This window comes from Microbacterium sp. ZW T5_56 (assembly GCF_044987425.1).
Classification (GTDB): domain Bacteria; phylum Actinomycetota; class Actinomycetes; order Actinomycetales; family Microbacteriaceae; genus Microbacterium.
This window is the reverse complement of sequence record NZ_JBJDRI010000015.1, coordinates 15,195-31,758: the sequence shown is the minus strand read 5'-3', so window position 1 is coordinate 31,758 and position 16,564 is coordinate 15,195. Positions and strand designations below refer to the sequence as shown.

Genomic DNA, 16,564 nt, shown 5'->3' with positions numbered 1-16,564 from the left:
GTTGGCCCTAACCGGAGCTGGCCTTGACCGGAGCTGGTCAGTCGGGGTTGATCCACCCGCGATCGATGATGCGGGCGACGACGCGCTCCGCGGCACGGCCGTCGTCTCGATCGTTGAAGCGCTGCTGCCAGCGGCGGTATTTGTCGGCGTAGCTGTCCGGTGTCGAGGCATCCGACAGCGCCGACACCAGGTCACCCTGCGTGCGGACCACCGGGCCCGGTGCCTCACGTTCGAGGTCGAAGTAGAACCCGCGCAGTTCGCCGCGGTAGTGCTCGATGTCTGGCACGAAGAACGCCATCGGCTTGCCGGTGGCCGAGAAGTCGAACATCACGGACGAGTAGTCGGTGACCAGCACATCGGCGGCGAGCAGCAGTTGAGACGTGTCGGGGAAGCCGGTCACGTCGATGACCCGCGGTCCGCTCGTGTCCTCCCCCGGGAGCAGGGTGCGCGAATGTCCGCGCACCAGGACCACTGCGCCCAGCTCATCGGCGAGCGCAACCGGGTCCAGGAAATCGACGATCCGCTCCCGGTCATCGCGCCATGTCGGCGCGTAGAGCACCACGCGCTCCTCCGCGGCGATGCCCAGTCGCTCGCGCACCGCGGCGCCCGAGCCGGAGACCAAGACGTCGTTGCGCGGATAGCCATCCACCCACAGCCCGCCGCGGAATACATATGCCGCTCGCAGGATACGTGCGGCATAGGGGTTCTGCGCCAGCAGCGCATCCCAGCGACGCGCTTCCCGCCAGACCGCCACAGCACGACGCGGATCGAACCCGGGCCGATGCAGTGCGAGACGCTTCAGCGGCGTGCCGTGCCAGGTCTGCAGCACCCTCTGCCCGCGCCGGCGCGCATACCGGCGTCGCAGCCAGTCGTTCACGACGAGCAGACGCGCTGCCGCCCGTGCACGCCACCACTCCGGCGTGCCCTCCACCACCGCGATCGCTCCCTGCGGCACCTCGACGGAACGGTCCACCACGCTCCAGTAGCGGGTGACGTGCGGCGCGCGCTGGGCGAGCTCGCGGTCGATGGCGAGCGGGTTACAGCTCGCGTTGCGTCCATAGAAGCTCTCGAAGAACACGGCGTTCTCCAGCGTGTCTCCCGCCTGCGAGACGTAGCGACGCTCCAGCGCCGACTGACCGTCGCCCGAGTCGTACACGGGATCGATCGGCGGCGCGATCACGACCTCGTCCGCGTTCATGCGAACGCGCAGAGTCGGGAGCAGCGTGGCGGGCAGGTGCAGGCCCGTGGCGACGTCAGCGGGCTCGATCCGATAGCTTCCCGAGGGCAGCGGCAGCTCCGGCCCGCCGAGGCGGGAGGCGGACAAGGGCAGCGTCGCCCGCCAAGAGCCCTCCGACGCCTCGATGACAGCACGCACTCGCGCACGTGCCCCGACGAGCTCGACCCGCTCCGGGGCATCGCCGCTGCCGGAGAGAAGGAGGAGATCCTCCCCCAGCTCAACCTGGGTCATCGTCGTCCTTTCCGCCGGGCTGCGGCGCGCCGGCGTTCGATTGCGCGATGCACGCGCTGGGTGTTTCCGCCGTCGCGGAAGGCATGCACCTTCGCCGACAGCCGCTCGGCGCGCGCCACCCGCGCGGCGAGCACGTCGGGATCGGACAGCATCTCATCGATCTGCCGCACCACGCCGTCCCAGCTGCGCTGGTCATCGTCCGCGGCGACGTCGCGGAAGCGCGCGTAGAAGCCGCGCCGCTCCGCATAGGCCTCGAGATCCGGCACGAGGAAGAACACCGGCATCGGCACCAGGCCCGCGTCGTACGCGAGTGACGAGTAGTCGGTGATGAGCCCGGTCATGGCAGGAAGTGCCGGAGTGACGTCGCGCAGTGCATCGCTGCCCAGCAGACGGACCCGTTCGGTCACGTCGGCCGATGCGTAGGCCCCCGCGCCCAGCGGATGCGATCGAATGAGAAGAGCGGCGTCGTGGCGCTCCAGCATCTGCGTCAGCGCGCGCCAGTCCGCCGCGCTCGGGACCGCGGGGTCCGGTTCCCCATCGCGCCACGTCGGCGCATAAAGCAGAACCCGTTCGGGAAGCTCGCCGACGGTGGCCTGCAACAGCGCGCGCGCGTTCGCGGCGCGCTCCTCGGCGGTGCCGCGCGACAACACGTCGACGCGCGGTTCGCCGCTGACCACGATCCGCTCGTCGGGCAGACCGAACGCCGACTCGAGCCGGCCACGGATGAGGTGCGACGCCGCCGGAAGCAACGAGATCCGCGACTGCGCGTAGCGGTACATCCGGGCAAGCACACGCGAAACGAGCGCTGAGCGTGGAAGGAAGCGACTACGCACGGTCTCCGGCGAGTCCAGCCCGATGCGCTTGAGGGGGATGCCATGCCACAGCTGCACGATGAACGCTCCGCTCACCGCGTAGGGGTTGACGTCGCCGAAGCCGTGACTGACGACGATGACGCCGGCACGCGCCGTGGCGAGGAATCCGCCCATCGAGTGCTTGCGCCGGGTCGGAATGCCCAGCGCAGCGGCGTCGCGCGCGTCGCGATCGTTGTCCACCAGCCACACCGCTCTGACGCCGTGTCGCTGCTCCTCACGCCAGAGTTCCAGGGGGCCGTCGCCGATGCCCGCGCCACAGCCGAACACCCAGGAGTCGGTGCGCGGGATGACCAGCGTGGCCAGCCGCCCGAGCGCGTAGAGCGGGATACGCGCGAGCTTGGCCGCGTTTCCCGCGCCGAATGAGAAGGACCCCACCCGGCGAGCCTATCGCGCGGTGGGGTCCTTCTCTTCGTCTGGCGAGCGTCCGGCCGGTTACTTCAAAGTTCCCAGGGTGACGGTCGTCTCCTCCGCCTTGCCGTCGCGGACGTAGGTGACCGGCACGGACGCTCCGGCAGCTGCTGCACGCACCTGCGCGGTGAGGTCGACGCCGCTGGTGATGGGCACACCGTTGAACTTCGTGATGATGTCACCCTCCTTCAGCCCGGCGGCCTCAGCCGCGCCTCCAGCCACGATGCCGGCCTCACTCGAACTGCCGGACGAGATGACGGCCCCCTCGATCGTCGCGCCCTGAACGGCCGATGCATCGCCGACCATCGCGCCGAGCAGACCGTGCGAGGCCGAGCCGTTACTGATGATCTCCTCGGCCACACGCTGGGCAACGGAGGCCGGAATCGCGAAGCCGACACCGATGTTTCCCGACTCGCTGGACGCAGACGACGAACCCGCGGAGGCGATCGCCACGTTGATGCCGATGAGCTTTCCCTCTCCGTCCACCAGAGCGCCGCCGGAGTTTCCGGGGTTGATGGCCGCGTCGGTCTGGATCACCGTGATCGAGATCGAGCCCTGCGACTGCGTCTGGTTCTGCTGGCCGGGAAGGTCGAACTGGAACGGGCTCTGGCCGTTCTGCTGCTGGTCCGGCTGAGACTGATCGGCGGTGGTGTCCGGAACGGCCGAGGACTGGATCTGGATGGACCGGTTCAGCGCCGAGACGATGCCCTGCGTGACCGTGTTGTCCAGTCCCAGCGGCGCTCCAAGAGCCACCGCCGTCTCGCCGACGTTCAGCTTGGTGGAGTCGCCCCACGTCACCGGAGTCAGGCCAGAGGCGTCGGTGAGCTTGATCACGGCGAGGTCGTACAGCGGGTCGAGTCCGACCACGGTGGCCGTGTAGATGTGTCCGTTCGAGGTCGTCACGTGAATGGTGCCGTCTGCCGTCTGCCCGCCGAGGGTGACGACGTGGGTGTTCGTGAGGACGTAGCCGTCGCTGCTGAGCACCACCCCGGAGCCGGTACCCCCGCTCTGACCCGCATCCACCGAGATGGTCACAACGCTGGGCAGCACCTTGGTGGCCACCGCAGCCACCTGGTTCACGTTGTCCGGGTTGTTGATCGTCACGGTCTGCGGACCGCTCGCAGACTGTGAAGCGCTCGTCGCGAACAGGGACTGCCCGGCCCAGGCGCCACCGAGACCGGCGGCTCCGCACACGAGAGCACCGACCACCAGGGCGCCCACGAACATGCCGGTGCGCGATTTCCGCTTCGGCTCGGTGGCCACGCCCAGCGGCGAAGGTGCGGCGTAGGACGCGCTCGAAGCCGTGGGCGAGCCGAACGCGGCTCCGTACTGCGGGTGGTGCGTGTGTCCGCCGAAGGTGCTCTGCGCGGGATTCGTCATACCGTACGCGGGAGCGGAGGTGCCCTGCGGTGCGCTGGGGTAGGCGCTGGGCGCGGGGAATCCGGTACCGGTCGCCTCGGCGAGCGGGGTGGTGGGCGCGGTCTGTGAGATCGGCGCTGGTGAGACGATCGACACTGGCGAGGCAATCGGCGCTGCCGGGATCACGGGCGTCGTCGGCGCGGTCTGGGAGAGCGGCGTCGCAGGTGCGGCGGGCGTGGTCGGTGCAGGCTCCGAGGTCAGCGGCTGCTGGTTCTCGGGAGCGCCGACGGCCGGCGACACGGGCTGGTTCGTCTGGTACGGGTTCGACACGTCGTCGTGACGGTCATCGCGGTTGTCGCTCATGATTGCTCCTTCTCCGAAAGCTCTTTCAGAGTGCACCGGGTTTCTGTGCGTTTCTTATGCTGCGGGTGGATTCCAGCTATGCGACTAACCTGGGCCGCATGCGAACGATTCCCGGTGCCTGGCGTCGAGCGGCTCGGGGTGCCGGTCTGCTGTCTGCCGACGGCGCACCCTCCCCCACCATCTTCGCCGAGATGTCGGCCCTCGCGGCGGCGACGAATGCCGTGAACCTCGGTCAGGGCTTTCCCGACACCGACGGACCCGCCGAAGTGCTGGACGCCGCACGAGACGCGATCTCGCGCGGGGTCAACCAGTATCCGCCGGGCCGTGGCGACGCGGACCTGCGCCTCGCGGTGGCAGAGCACCAGCAGCGCTTCTACGGACTGACTCCCGATCCCGCAACCGAGATCATCATCACGGCCGGGGCCACGGAGGCTCTGGCGAGCGTTCTGCTGGGGCTGTTGGACGGTCCGGACGACGAGGTGGTCGTGTTCGAGCCGCACTACGATTCGTACGCGGCATGTGTCGCCCTCGCGGGGGCGCGGCTGCGAACGGTCCCGCTGCGCTGGCCGGACTTCCGTCCCGACCTGGAGCAGCTGGCCGCGGTCGTCACGGACCGGACGCGGGTGATCCTGGTGAACGATCCCCACAACCCCACCGGTATCGCCTTCGACGATGAGACACGCGACGAGATCATCCGCCTGGCCGAGCAGCACGACGCCATCATCGTCACCGACGAGGTGTACGAGCACCTGCTCTTCGACGGCCGCGCGCATCATCCGATCGCGACCCGCCCGGGGGCCGCGGAACGCACCCTCAGCATCTCCTCCGGCGGTAAGACCTTCCGCACCACGGGGTGGAAGGTGGGGTGGGTATCCGGACCGGCCGATCTCATTGAAGCTGTCCTGTCGGTGAAGCAGTTCCTCACCTTCTCCGGTTCCGCACCGTTCCAGCCCGCGATCGCCGCGGGTCTGCGCCTCCCCGACGCCTACTTCGACGCGCTCGTCGGCGACATGCAGCACACGGCGCGCATTCTGGGCGACGGCCTGCGCGCCGCGTGGCTGCAGACACATGCGCCGGATGGAACGTACTTCACCGTCGCCGATGCCGGCGCTCTCAGCGTCCGTGACGCTCACGAGTTCTGTCGCGCCCTCGCCGTGGATGGCGGTGTCGTGGGCATTCCGCTAACCGCATTCGTCACCTCAGGCGATCGTCAGTGGAACTCACTCGTGCGTTTCGCCGCCTGCAAGCGCCCGGAAGTAGTGGAAGAAGGCATGCGACGCCTCGCGGCGTACACCGCGACGCTCTAGCTCTTCGGCTCCACGCGGTACCGTCGCAGCTCAAGCGCGGGATTCACCTGTCGCACCCGCTCGAGGTCGGCGCGGTCCAGCGTCGCCACCGCGATCCCCTCCTGCGTACCAAGTGACGCCAGCACGATGCCGGACGGATCGACGATCATCGACCGTCCCACCCCAATCGGCGGCGTCTGGCCGGCAGCGAGGACGAACGCGGTGTTCTCGATCGCGCGAGCACGAACCAGGGTGCTCCAGTGATCCTCCTTGAGTGGGCCGCGCACCCATTCGGCGGGGACGACGATGACGTCGGCTCCGGCGTCGAGAAGCATCCGCGCGCTCTCGGGGAAGCGAAGGTCGTAGCAGGTCATGAGACCGAACGTGAGATCACCGAGGCGGAACGTCTGCGGTGCCTCCAGCGCCCCCGGGGCGATGCGGTCGGACTCCCGATCCCCGAAGGCGTCGTACAGGTGCTGCTTCCGATATGCCGCCCGCAGGCCTGTCGCGTCGACGGCCACGACGGTGTTGTGGACGCGGGTGCCTTCCGCCCGTTCGACGAGCCCGGCCACGATCCCGACGCCGAAGCGCTCCGCCAGCCCGATGAGTTCGCGCACGAACGGGCCGTCCAGCGACTCGGCATGCTCAGCAAGCGCGTCGGTGAACGGCGTCTCGAACCACGCGGAGTACTCGGGAAGCACGATCAGTCGAGCACCGCGTCCGGCAGCATCCTCCACGAGTCGTGCGATCGTCGGGAGGTTGTCCTCCGCCCCGGGCGCGAACTGCGCCACGGCCACCGTCGTCACTGTCATCGCGTCGCTCCTGGTGTTCGGCTGTCGTTCACGTCGCCGCCAGCCTAGCGAGGCGTCGGATGCGGTAGCGCGAATCGCCCGGGAAGCGCCTCGATGCACCCCACCCCTCCACCGCGTGTTAGGCTATTGATGTGCCGCGGGGTGGAGCAGCTCGGTAGCTCGCTGGGCTCATAACCCAGAGGTCGCAGGTTCAAATCCTGTCCCCGCAACAATGAGAAGGCCCCTGATCAACTGATCAGGGGCCTTCAGCTTTTGCCGCGGGGAGGCCTTCGAGGCGTGATGTTGTCCTTGGGTTGGTGTGGTCGAGGTAGGTGAACACGTGCCCGGCCTGCGCTGCTCGGCACAGGATGCCCAGGCCTTGCGGAGCTTGTCGTGGGTGCAGCCCCAGTGACGACGATCATGGCCCAGGTATCTGTTCGAACAACGCCTCCCACGCGCCTGTCGACTCGAGGGCTGCCCGCTTGCCATCTGAGGACGTGGTTCGTGCTGCTCAGTGCGATCACCAGAACCCCAGGACACGGTCCAGACGCCATCGAAAAGGACCCGTCATAGACCTCACCGATGATCGGCAGCCGAGGCTCCAGGGCCTGGCGGCACGCTGTTGCTGCGCGAAGCGGCCTACCCGTCCCGCGAGCTACTTCGGCCTGCGAGTGCTTCCCTGTCAGCGAGCACGGGACGCCTGAACTTGCGAGCACCGAGCAGACTCGATGGACGTCGTCTAAGTAGGCCTCACCCGCCGCACCGATCCGACATCGACGACGCCACTCGTGGGCGGACGTTCGTCCGCCAAGACTCGCGAAGAGCTCGACGCGTGCATCTTTCAGTTACTCGCCCGATGTCCCCTCAGTCAGTGCACCCGCGCCAACCTATGACGATAGCCGCCGGTTCCGATGAGCGCACACTGGTCAGTCAGTGCGTACGAGATTCTTCAGCGGAGAAAGAATCGCGCGACATGTTCCTGCGCCAACTGCCCAGTGTGGGACCCACTACTCATGGCAGCCGCTAGCCAGCCTGGCCCCTTCGCCACGGCTACATCAGGGGCAAGTGATTCGAGCTCTCCGGATCGGACGATCACGACGCCCTGCGTATCGAGCAGGTCTAGAAGTTTCCGGACATCCATTCCGGCCTGACCCATGAACCTGGCAATCCCGTACGACTTCGCTTCCTTCCAGAACGAGCGAGAAACTCGCAAATGTGCATCAATCTCCTTGCGCCGCGCCGTTGTCAGCGGCGCAGAACTGTAATCCTTCATCGCATCAGCGACCGCTTGCAACGCCGCACCGACGGTGATTGGCTCCTGTTGTTCACGTGCAATGGATGTCGCAGAGCTCCAGAGTCTGTTCATCTCATCAGTCCACTCACCACCAACTGCCCGAACGAGACCCTCGAGCATTTGGCGATCGGCAAGCATGTCGATGTCGGCGGTGGCGACAACTCGAACAGAGGCAGAAGAAAGTGCATGGCAGGCTTTGGCTATGGCAGCCTTTCCACTCGTCGGCACCATATGGACATCGACCATGGGAAGTCTATCTCGCATGACGTGGTCGATCGAGGCCTGATAAAAAGCGCAGTCACCTTCAGCTTCGGCAATCACGGAAATATCATGGAAGAGGCCGTCTAGAACTCCGCTGTATTTTAGAACCGGATCTCCCCAAACCTCGGTCAAATGATCGGCGTCCAACTGCTTGATCGAATTGGTGGTCCCATCGCGCATTATCCGAACGACTGAGACGGGAGCCGCCGACTCCAAAAGTCCGACCAACAGGTTTCGGTCATGCGTAGCTAGGATTACTTGCGTACCTGATTCGCCGCTTATTCGCCCAAGCTCTCGCCCAAGCGCGCGTGCCTGAGGTGGATGAAGAAACGCCTCGGGTTCGTCGAGCAATACGACCTTGTATGACGAAGTAAGGAGTGGAAGCATCTGACCAATGAAGCTTTGCATACCATCACCCTGTTCATCGAGGGCACGCAGGGCCGCCATTTCGTCACGAAAGGCCTTTGAAACCTCGTTAACAAGCGGGGTGGGGCTAAGAATTGTGCCAACGCGAAGCCGAACAGTTGTGCTCAGAGTATCGAGCGTAAGCGGCATCCCAAAGACTCTCTGACTGATCGCGCTCAACCGGTCCATGAGTTCTTTCGAGTCTTGAAGTCGGTGAAGGGGATGAATCGGCGGCGATGAGGATTCGTCTCGCCCCTGAACACTACCTGCAATTCCAAACCGTCCGCGAGCGTCACCATACAGGGCGACCAGATCCAGCACAGAAGCAGATTGGCGATCACCCTCTCTTTCCCAAGCGGAAAAGATATGAGGGCTAAACTGGCTCCCTCCATCTCGACTGAATCCTTGACCAATCGGAGGCGGAGAGAATGTCAGATTGTTTGCAGCCCAACAAATTGCGTCCGCTGTTGACCCACTCTTGCTTAATGCAACGTCCGCGACGATACGACGCGCGGCGAGTTGATCCTGCCAACTGCTAGTTAGCGTTTGATGAATCTCGCGGAGGAGTGTGGACTTTCCAGCATTGTTGGGTCCAACGATAGCAGTCACGCCACTTGGTTGTGGCAAGAATGTGCTTCCGCTTCGCAAGGTGACCTGACGAATACTCACGCCAAATTGACTCGCGTCACCGTTCTTTATCCCAAGTTCGTTTCCATATGCCGCCTCGTACTGCGCCTGCCATGCTTCGCTCATCAACTTAAGGATGTCACTTTCTCGCCCTGTTGCTGTCACCCGGGTCATATCGGCGCGCCGTGAGGCGCCCGCGAGGATGAGCCGAGATCGACAGTGGCTCGGATCTGGTAAGCTGAATCTCGTGCCGCGGGGTGGAGCAGCTCGGTAGCTCGCTGGGCTCATAACCCAGAGGTCGCAGGTTCAAATCCTGTCCCCGCAACAAGAAGAAGGCCCTCATCGCGAGATGAGGGCCTTCTGCCATGTCAGGCTTTGCGTACCGTGACGTCGATCGGTGTCGGGTTGGCGAACAGGTCGAACACCGGGCAGTGCTCATCCACGACGCGACGCAGCTCCTCATAGCGCTCCTGCGACTCCGGGCCCTCCAGCGACACGGTCAAGCGGACGGCAGTGAAGCCGGGACGCACGGACTCGTCGATACCGAACAGACGACGTGCGTCGAGGTCGCCCTCCGCATCGACGCGGATGTCGTCGACCTGGATGCCGAGCGCGTGCGCGTAGAGGCGGTACACCACGACCTGGCAGGAGATCAGGGCTCCGAGCGCATACTCGACCGGGCTGGCACCGGTGTCGTCACCCGCGAGGGCGGCTGGTTCGTCAACGACGAACTCATGCCCGCCGGCGCGAACCGCTGTGGCAACCGCTCCCGCGCCCGTCCCGCGAACGCGGTAGGTGAGCCGGGCCGTCGTCGGGTCGGTGTCGATGCGCTGCGCCCAGGCCGAACCCGCGGACGCGAGGCGGTCGGCGCGTTCGTCAGCGGTGACGTCGGGGATGGACTCGGTGATCGTAAGCGAGGGGAAGGCTGTCATGTGGGCGAGCCTAGGCAGTTCACACCCCCGGAGAAGCGGAGCGCGGTAACGCGAGGCAACGCTGCGACGCGCGGCGACATTCGACGCCGCCGGCACGCCTGACAGGATGGGGACATGCTGCCTTCACTCACCCTCCCGACCACGCTCCCCATCCGCGCCGGTGAGATCGATCTTCGGCGGGCGGACCTCGCCGACCTCGATGACCTGATGCGGCTGATGTCGGACGACGCGGTGAGCGCCTCGCGTGGTGACCGCAACGACGCAGCGGACAGGGGCCACTACGAGCGGGGACTTCGCGCGATCATCGAGGAGCCCGCGAACGACATCGTGGTCGCGGTCGATGCCGACGGGCGCGTGATCGGGACGCTTCAGCTCACCCTGATTCCCGGCCTGGCGCGCCGCGGTGCCACACGACTTCTCGTCGAGGCGGTACGCGTTGCCAGCAATCTCCGCTCACGAGGCATCGGCGAGGCGATGATGCGCTGGGTCATGGACATCGCGACCGCGCAGACCGGTGCAGACCTCGTGCAGTTGACCTCCGACCGCGCGCGCGTCGATGCGCACCGCTTCTATCTGCGGCTCGGTTTCACCGACTCGCACGTCGGCTTCAAGTACCGGGTGAGCGACGAGACCTGAACGCGAAGGGGGCGCCTGCAGCAGCAGGCGCCCCCTTCGCGTAGCTCACTGACCGTCGAGCGCGATCAGCTTGTCGAGAGCTTCAGTCAGCCGCTTATCGGCCTCACCGTACTTGGTCCAGTCACCCGCCGACATCGCCGTCTGGCGGTCACTCAGGGCGGTCTTGGCTTCCTGGAGGAGAGCGTCGCGCTGACCCTCCACCGTCGACGTGTCGATGGACGGCGCTGGGGTGGGCGCGGTCGTCGTGCCCGGACTCTGCGTGGGTGTGGGTGTCGGCGTCGGTGTCACCGGCGCATCGGGATCCGTCTCCACCGGCGTCACGTCGGTGTCACCGGTCTGCGCACCGGAGTCGCCGCCGAACAGGCTGTCCAACGCCTGGCTCAGCGTGTCCTCGAATGCGACACTGTCACCGAACGACACCAGCACCTTCTGCAGACGCGCGAGCTTGGTGGCACCCGTCGACTGGATGTACACCGGCTGCACGTACAGCAGACCGCCACCCACCGGGAGCGTGAGGAGGTTTCCGTAGAGGATCTGCGTTCCACCACCGACCTTGCGGATGTTCACCCACTGGGTCACCGCGTCGTCTGTGTCGAACGAGTTCTTCACCTGCCCGGGGCCGGGGACGGTGGTGTCGCTGTCGATGACGAGCATCCGCAGGGTGCCGTAGTCCGGGCTCTTCTTGCCTGCCTCGGTTCCGGCGTCGGCATCCACGGCAAGGTAGCCGGTGAGGACGTTGCGGGCGTTGGCCGCATCGATCGGGCGCGGGATGAAGCTGGAGAACATCGAGAACGTCGGCTCGTCCTGGCCCGGCATCTTCATCGTCAGGTAATAGGGCAGCTGCAGCTTCTGGTCGGTCTCCGCCGCGTTGGGGTCGGTGGGCGTGGACCAGAGGTTGTCACCCTGGAAAAGCGACGGCGCCTTGTCGACGTGGTAGGTGCCGAGCACGCTGCGCTGCACCTTGAAGAGGTCCGTCGGGTAGCGCACGTGGCTCATCAGCTCGCCGCTCATCTCGGTCAGCGGCTTCAGGGTGTTGGGGTAGACCTTCTGCCACGTCTGCAGCACCGGGTCCTCCTCATCCCACGCGTACAGCGTCACGTGGCCGTCATAGGCGTCCACGGTAGCCTTGACCGAGTTGCGGATGTAGTTGATCTTGTCCGGGATCATCAGCCCGGTCGCCTTGGTGTCGCTCGTGGCATCCGTGAGGCTCACGCCCGACGAATACGGGTACGTGGCGCTGGTGGTGTAGCCGTCCACGATCCAGACGATGCGCCCGTCGACCACGGAGGGGTACGGGTCGTTGTCGAGCGTCAGATACGGCGCGACCTTCGACACGCGCGTGGCCGGGTCGCGGTCGTAGAGGATCTGCGACTCGTTGTTCACGTTGTTGGAGAACAGGATGTCGCCAGCCTGGAACTTCATCGCGTAGATGAGCTTGGTGAAGATGTTGTCGAGCTTCGGGCCACCGTTGCCGTCGAACGTGGTCTTGGTGACAGAGTCCCCATCGGTCGCGCGCGGGTAGTCGATCTCCACCGGCGTCGACTCCTTCGGCGCCCCCACGATCGAGTACAGCGGCGAGTACTCACCGAAGTAGATGCGGGGCTGGAAGTCGGGGTTCTGCTCGGTGAGGAAGCCGGTGGCGGGAATGCCCTGCTCCAGGAACTTCGGGCTGCCGTCGTCCGTGCGCTGGTTGCCCGCCGCCGCGACCATGCCGTAGCCGTGCGTGTAGATCAGGGCCTGGTTCTGCCAGTTGGACGGCGCCTGCGACATGTCGAGCTCACGGACCGAGACCACGACGTCCTGCGTCTTGCCATCGATCTGGTAGCGGTCGACGTCGAGGGTGTCGCGGAAGCGGTAGTACGGCTTCACTTGCTCCAGCTGGCGAACCGTCGGGTTGATGATCGCCGGGTCCATAATGCGGATCGAACCGGTGGTCTCGGCGTCTGCGCGCAACTGGCCGGCTTCGGCGGTCGTCTCGGCCTGGAAGTCGGTCTTCACGACCGAGTCGATGCCGAATGCCCTCTTGGTCATGTCGAGGTTGCGCTGGTAGTACGTGCTCTCCGACTCGATCTGGTTCGGCTTCACCTGGAACGTGGTCACGGCCCATGGCATCGCGACGTTCACGACCAGTGCGGCGACGATCAGCACGGCGGTTCCAGCCAGCGGGAAACGCCAGCGGCCGATGACCGCCGTCACGAAGAAGAGGATCGCCACGATGATCGCGACGATCGACAGGATGGTGAGTCCCGGAATGGTGACGTTCGCGACGGTGTACGTCGGGCCCGTGATGTTCAGGGCGTTCGTGGTCACCGACGCGTTGGAGTCGGCCAGCGTCGCGTAGCGGTCGAGCCAGAGGCTCACACCCTGCACGAGGAGGTAGAGACCGGCGACCACCGCGAGCTGGATGCGCGCAGCTTTGGAGATCCGAAGCTCTCCCCCGCCGACGCGCACGGCGCCGTAGAGGTACGACACGAAGGCCGTGACCAGCAGCGAGAGCAGCAGAACGGCGGATGTGAACGCGAGAGCGGCCTGGTAGAACGGCATCGCGAACATGTAGAACCCGGTGTCGAGCCCGAACTGCGGATCGACATCCGAGGTCTTCACGCCGGCGAACCACAGTGCGGCGGTCTGCCACTGGTTCGCCGCGGACAGTCCCGCGAACACGCCGAAGAAGATCGGCACGCCCCACATCGCGAGACGACGCAGCGGCTCGATGACTTCCTGGTAGCGATCGAGCTGCGAGCTGAGTCGCGCATACACCGGACGCATCCGGTATGCCAGCTGGATCACCGTCCAGAGCGGGACGGCCATTCCGAGGAATCCGACCGCGAACATCGCGATCCGCGCGATCCACTGGGTGGTCAGCACGCCCGTGAAGCCGAGCTGGCCGAACCAGAGGAAGTCAGCGAAGACGCTGGAGAACAGGAAGAAGGCTGCGAGCAGGACCGCGACGATCACGAGTGAGATGACGACGACGCGTCGCCCGGTGCTGGGGGTGGCCTGATTCGGCGCTGAGGCTGTGGTCACCTCTTCATCCTAGGCGCGCCCGGCTGAGCATGATCCCTGAGGATGCGAGACCGATCGATCTGCGTTATCCGGCGCACCCCGGCAGCGCATCGATACCGGTTCCCGAGGCGATCGTCTCCAGGGCGTCGACCGACTCGCTCAACGTGGACGTGCTGATCACCGTCAGCCCGTCGGGAATATGACCGACGACGTCCTGGCAGTTCGAGGCGGGAGCAAGGAAGTACTCGGCACCAGCGTCGCGCGCTCCATGCATCTTCTGGGCGATGCCACCGATCGCGCCCACGTTCCCCGCCGCGTCGATCGTCCCGGTGCCGGCCACGTTCTTTCCGCCGTTGAGCTCTCCCGGCGTCAGCTTGTCGATGATGCCGAGAGCGAACATCATGCCGGCGCTGGGTCCGCCGATGTCGTTGAGCTTGATGTCGACCTCGATCGGCGACTGATACGACTCCGAGAGCGAGGCACCCACCAGCCACCGGGTCTCGCCGTTGACGGTTCCCTGCCGGGGCGTGATCGTGTAGTCGCTCTCGACTCCGTCACGCAGCACCGTGAAGGTGACCGGCTTGCCTTCGCTGCCGGTGACGGCGGCGATCACGTCCTGCGAACCGGTCGGTGCGACACCGTTCACCTTGGTGATCACATCGCCCGCCTTCAGGAGCCCGGCAGCCGGTGCTCCCTCCGCCGGATCCATCGGAATCGTCACCGTGGTCTGCACCGGGTGGCCCAGCTCCGTCATGGCCGCGGCCGTGGCTGCGGACTGCGAATCGGTCATCATCTGGGCGTCCTGCTGCTGCTTCTGCTCGGTGGTCACGCCCTGCGGGAACACCGCGTCCAAGGGGAGCACGGCCTGCGACGAGTTGAACCAGGCGGCGGCCAGCTCGAACCAGCTGGGCGTCGACTGCCGGTTTCCGCGCACCGAGACCGTGGTGAGAGAGAGGGTTCCAGCCGTCTCGTAGGTGGTCTCATCCGGGATCGTGATGAGCGGAATCTCCTTGCCGTCGGACTCCTGAGAGCCCAGGGTGTTCACGACCGGTCCCGGCATCTCGATGACGTAGCCCGACGGGAGGATGCTGAGTCCGAACATGCACACCAGCGCCACGGCGAGCGCTCCGTAGCCGACCAGAGTCCGCCGCGACGGGCGCCAGCGCTCCTCGGAGTCGCTCGTCGTCGGCATGCTCTGCTGCGGCACGTTCGGGTCGAAGAACGTCACGATTTCCTTTCCGGGAGGGACGTTCGCGAGCGGCGTACAGCCGAATGCACGAACCCGCTCGTCGGGCTCCGTCCGGCGACTAGCGTAGAACGCAACCCCAGCAAAGCGCTGAAAGGCGGCTGACGTGACAGACGAGGACCGTTCCCCGGAAGACGACTTCCAGGACCTGCTCCGCCAGCTCTTCGGAGCGGGCGGCCAGATCGATCCCGAGCAGATCCAGAAGCTCACCGGCATGAACATCGACCCCACCATGCTGGCAGGTCTCATGCAGCAGATGCAGGGTGCCTTCGCGGGCGCGGACGGCGGGATCCCGTGGGATTCGGCGCGCACGGCGGCGCTGCACATCGCCAACCAGGACGGATTGAGCGTGACCAGCGGCCAGCGTGCCGATCTGGATCAGGCGTTCGCCCTGGCCGATCTGTGGCTGAGCGGTGTCACCAGCATCAGCGCCCTCGCGCAGCCTGCTCGTTCCCTGACCCGCGGCGACTGGGTGGAGCAGACCATGCCCGTGTGGCAGGAGGCCGCGGAGCCCGTGGCCACGAGCATCACGGATGCCCTGCTCGACGCGCTCGGCCAGCAGGCTCCCGAGGAGATGCGTGGCGTCGTGGAAGGTGCCGGGCGCATCATGCGCTCCGTGGGCGGTTCGCTGTTCGCCGCCCAGCTCGGTCAGGTGATCGGCCGGCTCAGCAAGGAAGTGGTCTCCGGCGGTGATGTCGGCATCCCGCTGCTGCCCGTCGGCGAGGCGGCGATCCTTCCGCAGAACTTCGCCGACTTCGGCCAGGGGCTGGAGGTTCCCGAGGATCAGCTGGCGCTGTATCTCGCGACGCGCGAGCTGGCTCACGCTCGGTTGTTCCGGCACGCGAAGTGGCTGCACCTGCACGTGCTGTCCCAGCTCACCGATTACGCCCGCGGGCTCGAAGTCGACACCAGTGCCCTGGAGTCGATGGCCGATCGATTCGACCCCGAGAACCCGGAGGAGTTGCGCGCGGCCCTGGAATCCGGAGCGCTCATGCCGCCCCGCTCCGAGGCACAGCAGGCCGCCCTCACGCGGCTGGAGAACGTGCTCGCGGTGATTGAGGGGTGGGTCGAAGTGGTCACCGAGGAGGCCACCCAGCGTCTGCCCGATGCCGGACGTATCGCGGAGGCGGTGCGGCGCCGCCGCGCGGTCGGGGGACCAGCCGAACGTGCCCTCGGAGCCCTGGTCGGACTGGAGCTTCGTCCTCGCCGCCTCCGCGAGGCAGGCGCCATGTGGCGAGCGATCACCGCTGCCGTTGGCGCGGAGGCACGCGACGGTCTCTGGGACTACCCCGATCTCCTGCCCACGCCGGAAGACATCGACGACCCCACGGCCATCATCGGGCGCCTGCAGGCGGCCGCACGAGGCGAGGCGGCACCCCGGGACGAGATGGACGACGCGCTGGAGCGATTGCTCTCCGGTGAGGACTTCACCGACACGGACGACCCCGCGGACGGCTCGGCAGGTGACGCGGAGGGTCCCGAGGGTCCGCGCCCCGTCTGAGCTGTGATCCATCGGCCATCGCTGCACGCATGTGCGGCGGTGGCCGATCGTCATCTGTCTTCTCCTCCCCAGGACGACGTCTCTGCGCAACACGCCGGGCGCCCTGTGC

11 protein-coding genes and 2 tRNA genes are annotated in these 16,564 nt (G+C 66.3%); 5 read left to right on the top strand and 8 right to left on the bottom strand.

Annotated elements, in window-relative coordinates; translation table 11 throughout:
- Positions 1-37: 37 nt before the first annotated feature.
- Genes ACI3KU_RS09045 through ACI3KU_RS09035 form a run of 3 tightly spaced genes read right to left on the bottom strand, consistent with a single transcriptional unit; the run spans position 38 to position 4,470 of the window.
- Complete coding sequence (locus ACI3KU_RS09045) at positions 38-1,468, bottom strand: CDP-glycerol glycerophosphotransferase family protein (RefSeq protein WP_404921986.1); 1,431 nt, start codon at positions 1,466-1,468, stop codon at positions 38-40.
- Positions 1,465-2,715 carry a CDP-glycerol glycerophosphotransferase family protein gene (locus ACI3KU_RS09040; protein WP_404921985.1) on the bottom strand — a complete coding sequence of 417 codons (1,251 nt, stop codon included), beginning with the start codon at positions 2,713-2,715 and terminating at the stop codon, positions 1,465-1,467. The genes ACI3KU_RS09045 and ACI3KU_RS09040 overlap by 4 nt, the downstream gene beginning before the upstream one ends.
- A 57-nt stretch (positions 2,716-2,772) precedes the next feature.
- Positions 2,773-4,470, bottom strand: coding sequence for a trypsin-like peptidase domain-containing protein (locus ACI3KU_RS09035; protein WP_404921984.1), 1,698 nt, complete (start codon positions 4,468-4,470; stop codon positions 2,773-2,775).
- A gap of 98 nt (positions 4,471-4,568) precedes the next feature.
- Between ACI3KU_RS09035 and ACI3KU_RS09030 the strand changes: the two genes are divergently transcribed.
- Positions 4,569-5,777 (top strand): aminotransferase class I/II-fold pyridoxal phosphate-dependent enzyme, encoded by a 1,209-nt coding sequence (locus ACI3KU_RS09030; protein WP_404921983.1) that lies wholly within the window; start codon positions 4,569-4,571, stop codon positions 5,775-5,777.
- Here ACI3KU_RS09030 and ACI3KU_RS09025 read toward each other — a convergent pair.
- Positions 5,774-6,568: a carbon-nitrogen hydrolase family protein gene (locus tag ACI3KU_RS09025; protein WP_404921982.1), complete on the bottom strand. Its 795-nt coding sequence runs from the start codon at positions 6,566-6,568 to the stop codon at positions 5,774-5,776. The two genes, ACI3KU_RS09030 and ACI3KU_RS09025, sit on opposite strands and share 4 nt — an antisense overlap.
- A 135-nt stretch (positions 6,569-6,703) precedes the next feature.
- Between ACI3KU_RS09025 and ACI3KU_RS09020 the strand changes: the two genes are divergently transcribed.
- Positions 6,704-6,777, top strand: a tRNA-Met gene (locus ACI3KU_RS09020).
- A 719-nt stretch (positions 6,778-7,496) separates the two neighbouring features.
- On the opposite strand, the gene ACI3KU_RS09015 is transcribed toward ACI3KU_RS09020, so the two are convergent.
- Positions 7,497-9,260, bottom strand: coding sequence for an AAA family ATPase (locus tag ACI3KU_RS09015; RefSeq protein WP_404921981.1), 1,764 nt, complete (start codon positions 9,258-9,260; stop codon positions 7,497-7,499).
- Between the two features lie 125 nt (positions 9,261-9,385).
- Between ACI3KU_RS09015 and ACI3KU_RS09010 the strand changes: the two genes are divergently transcribed.
- Positions 9,386-9,459, top strand: a tRNA-Met gene (locus tag ACI3KU_RS09010).
- A 43-nt stretch (positions 9,460-9,502) separates the two neighbouring features.
- On the opposite strand, the gene ACI3KU_RS09005 is transcribed toward ACI3KU_RS09010, so the two are convergent.
- Positions 9,503-10,066, bottom strand: a complete 564-nt coding sequence (locus ACI3KU_RS09005; RefSeq protein WP_404921980.1) for an OsmC family protein — start codon at positions 10,064-10,066, stop codon at positions 9,503-9,505.
- A 114-nt stretch (positions 10,067-10,180) separates the two neighbouring features.
- Here ACI3KU_RS09005 and ACI3KU_RS09000 point away from each other — a divergent pair, with 114 nt between their 5' ends.
- A complete protein-coding gene (locus tag ACI3KU_RS09000; RefSeq protein ID WP_404921979.1) occupies positions 10,181-10,702 on the top strand; it encodes a GNAT family N-acetyltransferase in 522 nt (173 codons plus the stop codon).
- 45 nt (positions 10,703-10,747) lie between these two features.
- Here ACI3KU_RS09000 and ACI3KU_RS08995 read toward each other — a convergent pair whose 3' ends face one another.
- Together ACI3KU_RS08995 and ACI3KU_RS08990 are read right to left on the bottom strand one after the other, a co-directional pair.
- Positions 10,748-13,729: a UPF0182 family protein gene (locus ACI3KU_RS08995; RefSeq protein ID WP_404921978.1), complete on the bottom strand. Its 2,982-nt coding sequence runs from the start codon at positions 13,727-13,729 to the stop codon at positions 10,748-10,750.
- A gap of 64 nt (positions 13,730-13,793) precedes the next feature.
- A complete protein-coding gene (locus tag ACI3KU_RS08990) occupies positions 13,794-14,936 on the bottom strand; it encodes a PDZ domain-containing protein (protein ID WP_404921977.1) in 1,143 nt (380 codons plus the stop codon).
- 124 nt (positions 14,937-15,060) lie between these two features.
- Between ACI3KU_RS08990 and ACI3KU_RS08985 the strand changes: the two genes are divergently transcribed.
- A complete protein-coding gene (locus tag ACI3KU_RS08985; protein ID WP_404921976.1) occupies positions 15,061-16,455 on the top strand; it encodes a zinc-dependent metalloprotease in 1,395 nt (464 codons plus the stop codon).
- Positions 16,456-16,564 lie beyond the last annotated feature (109 nt).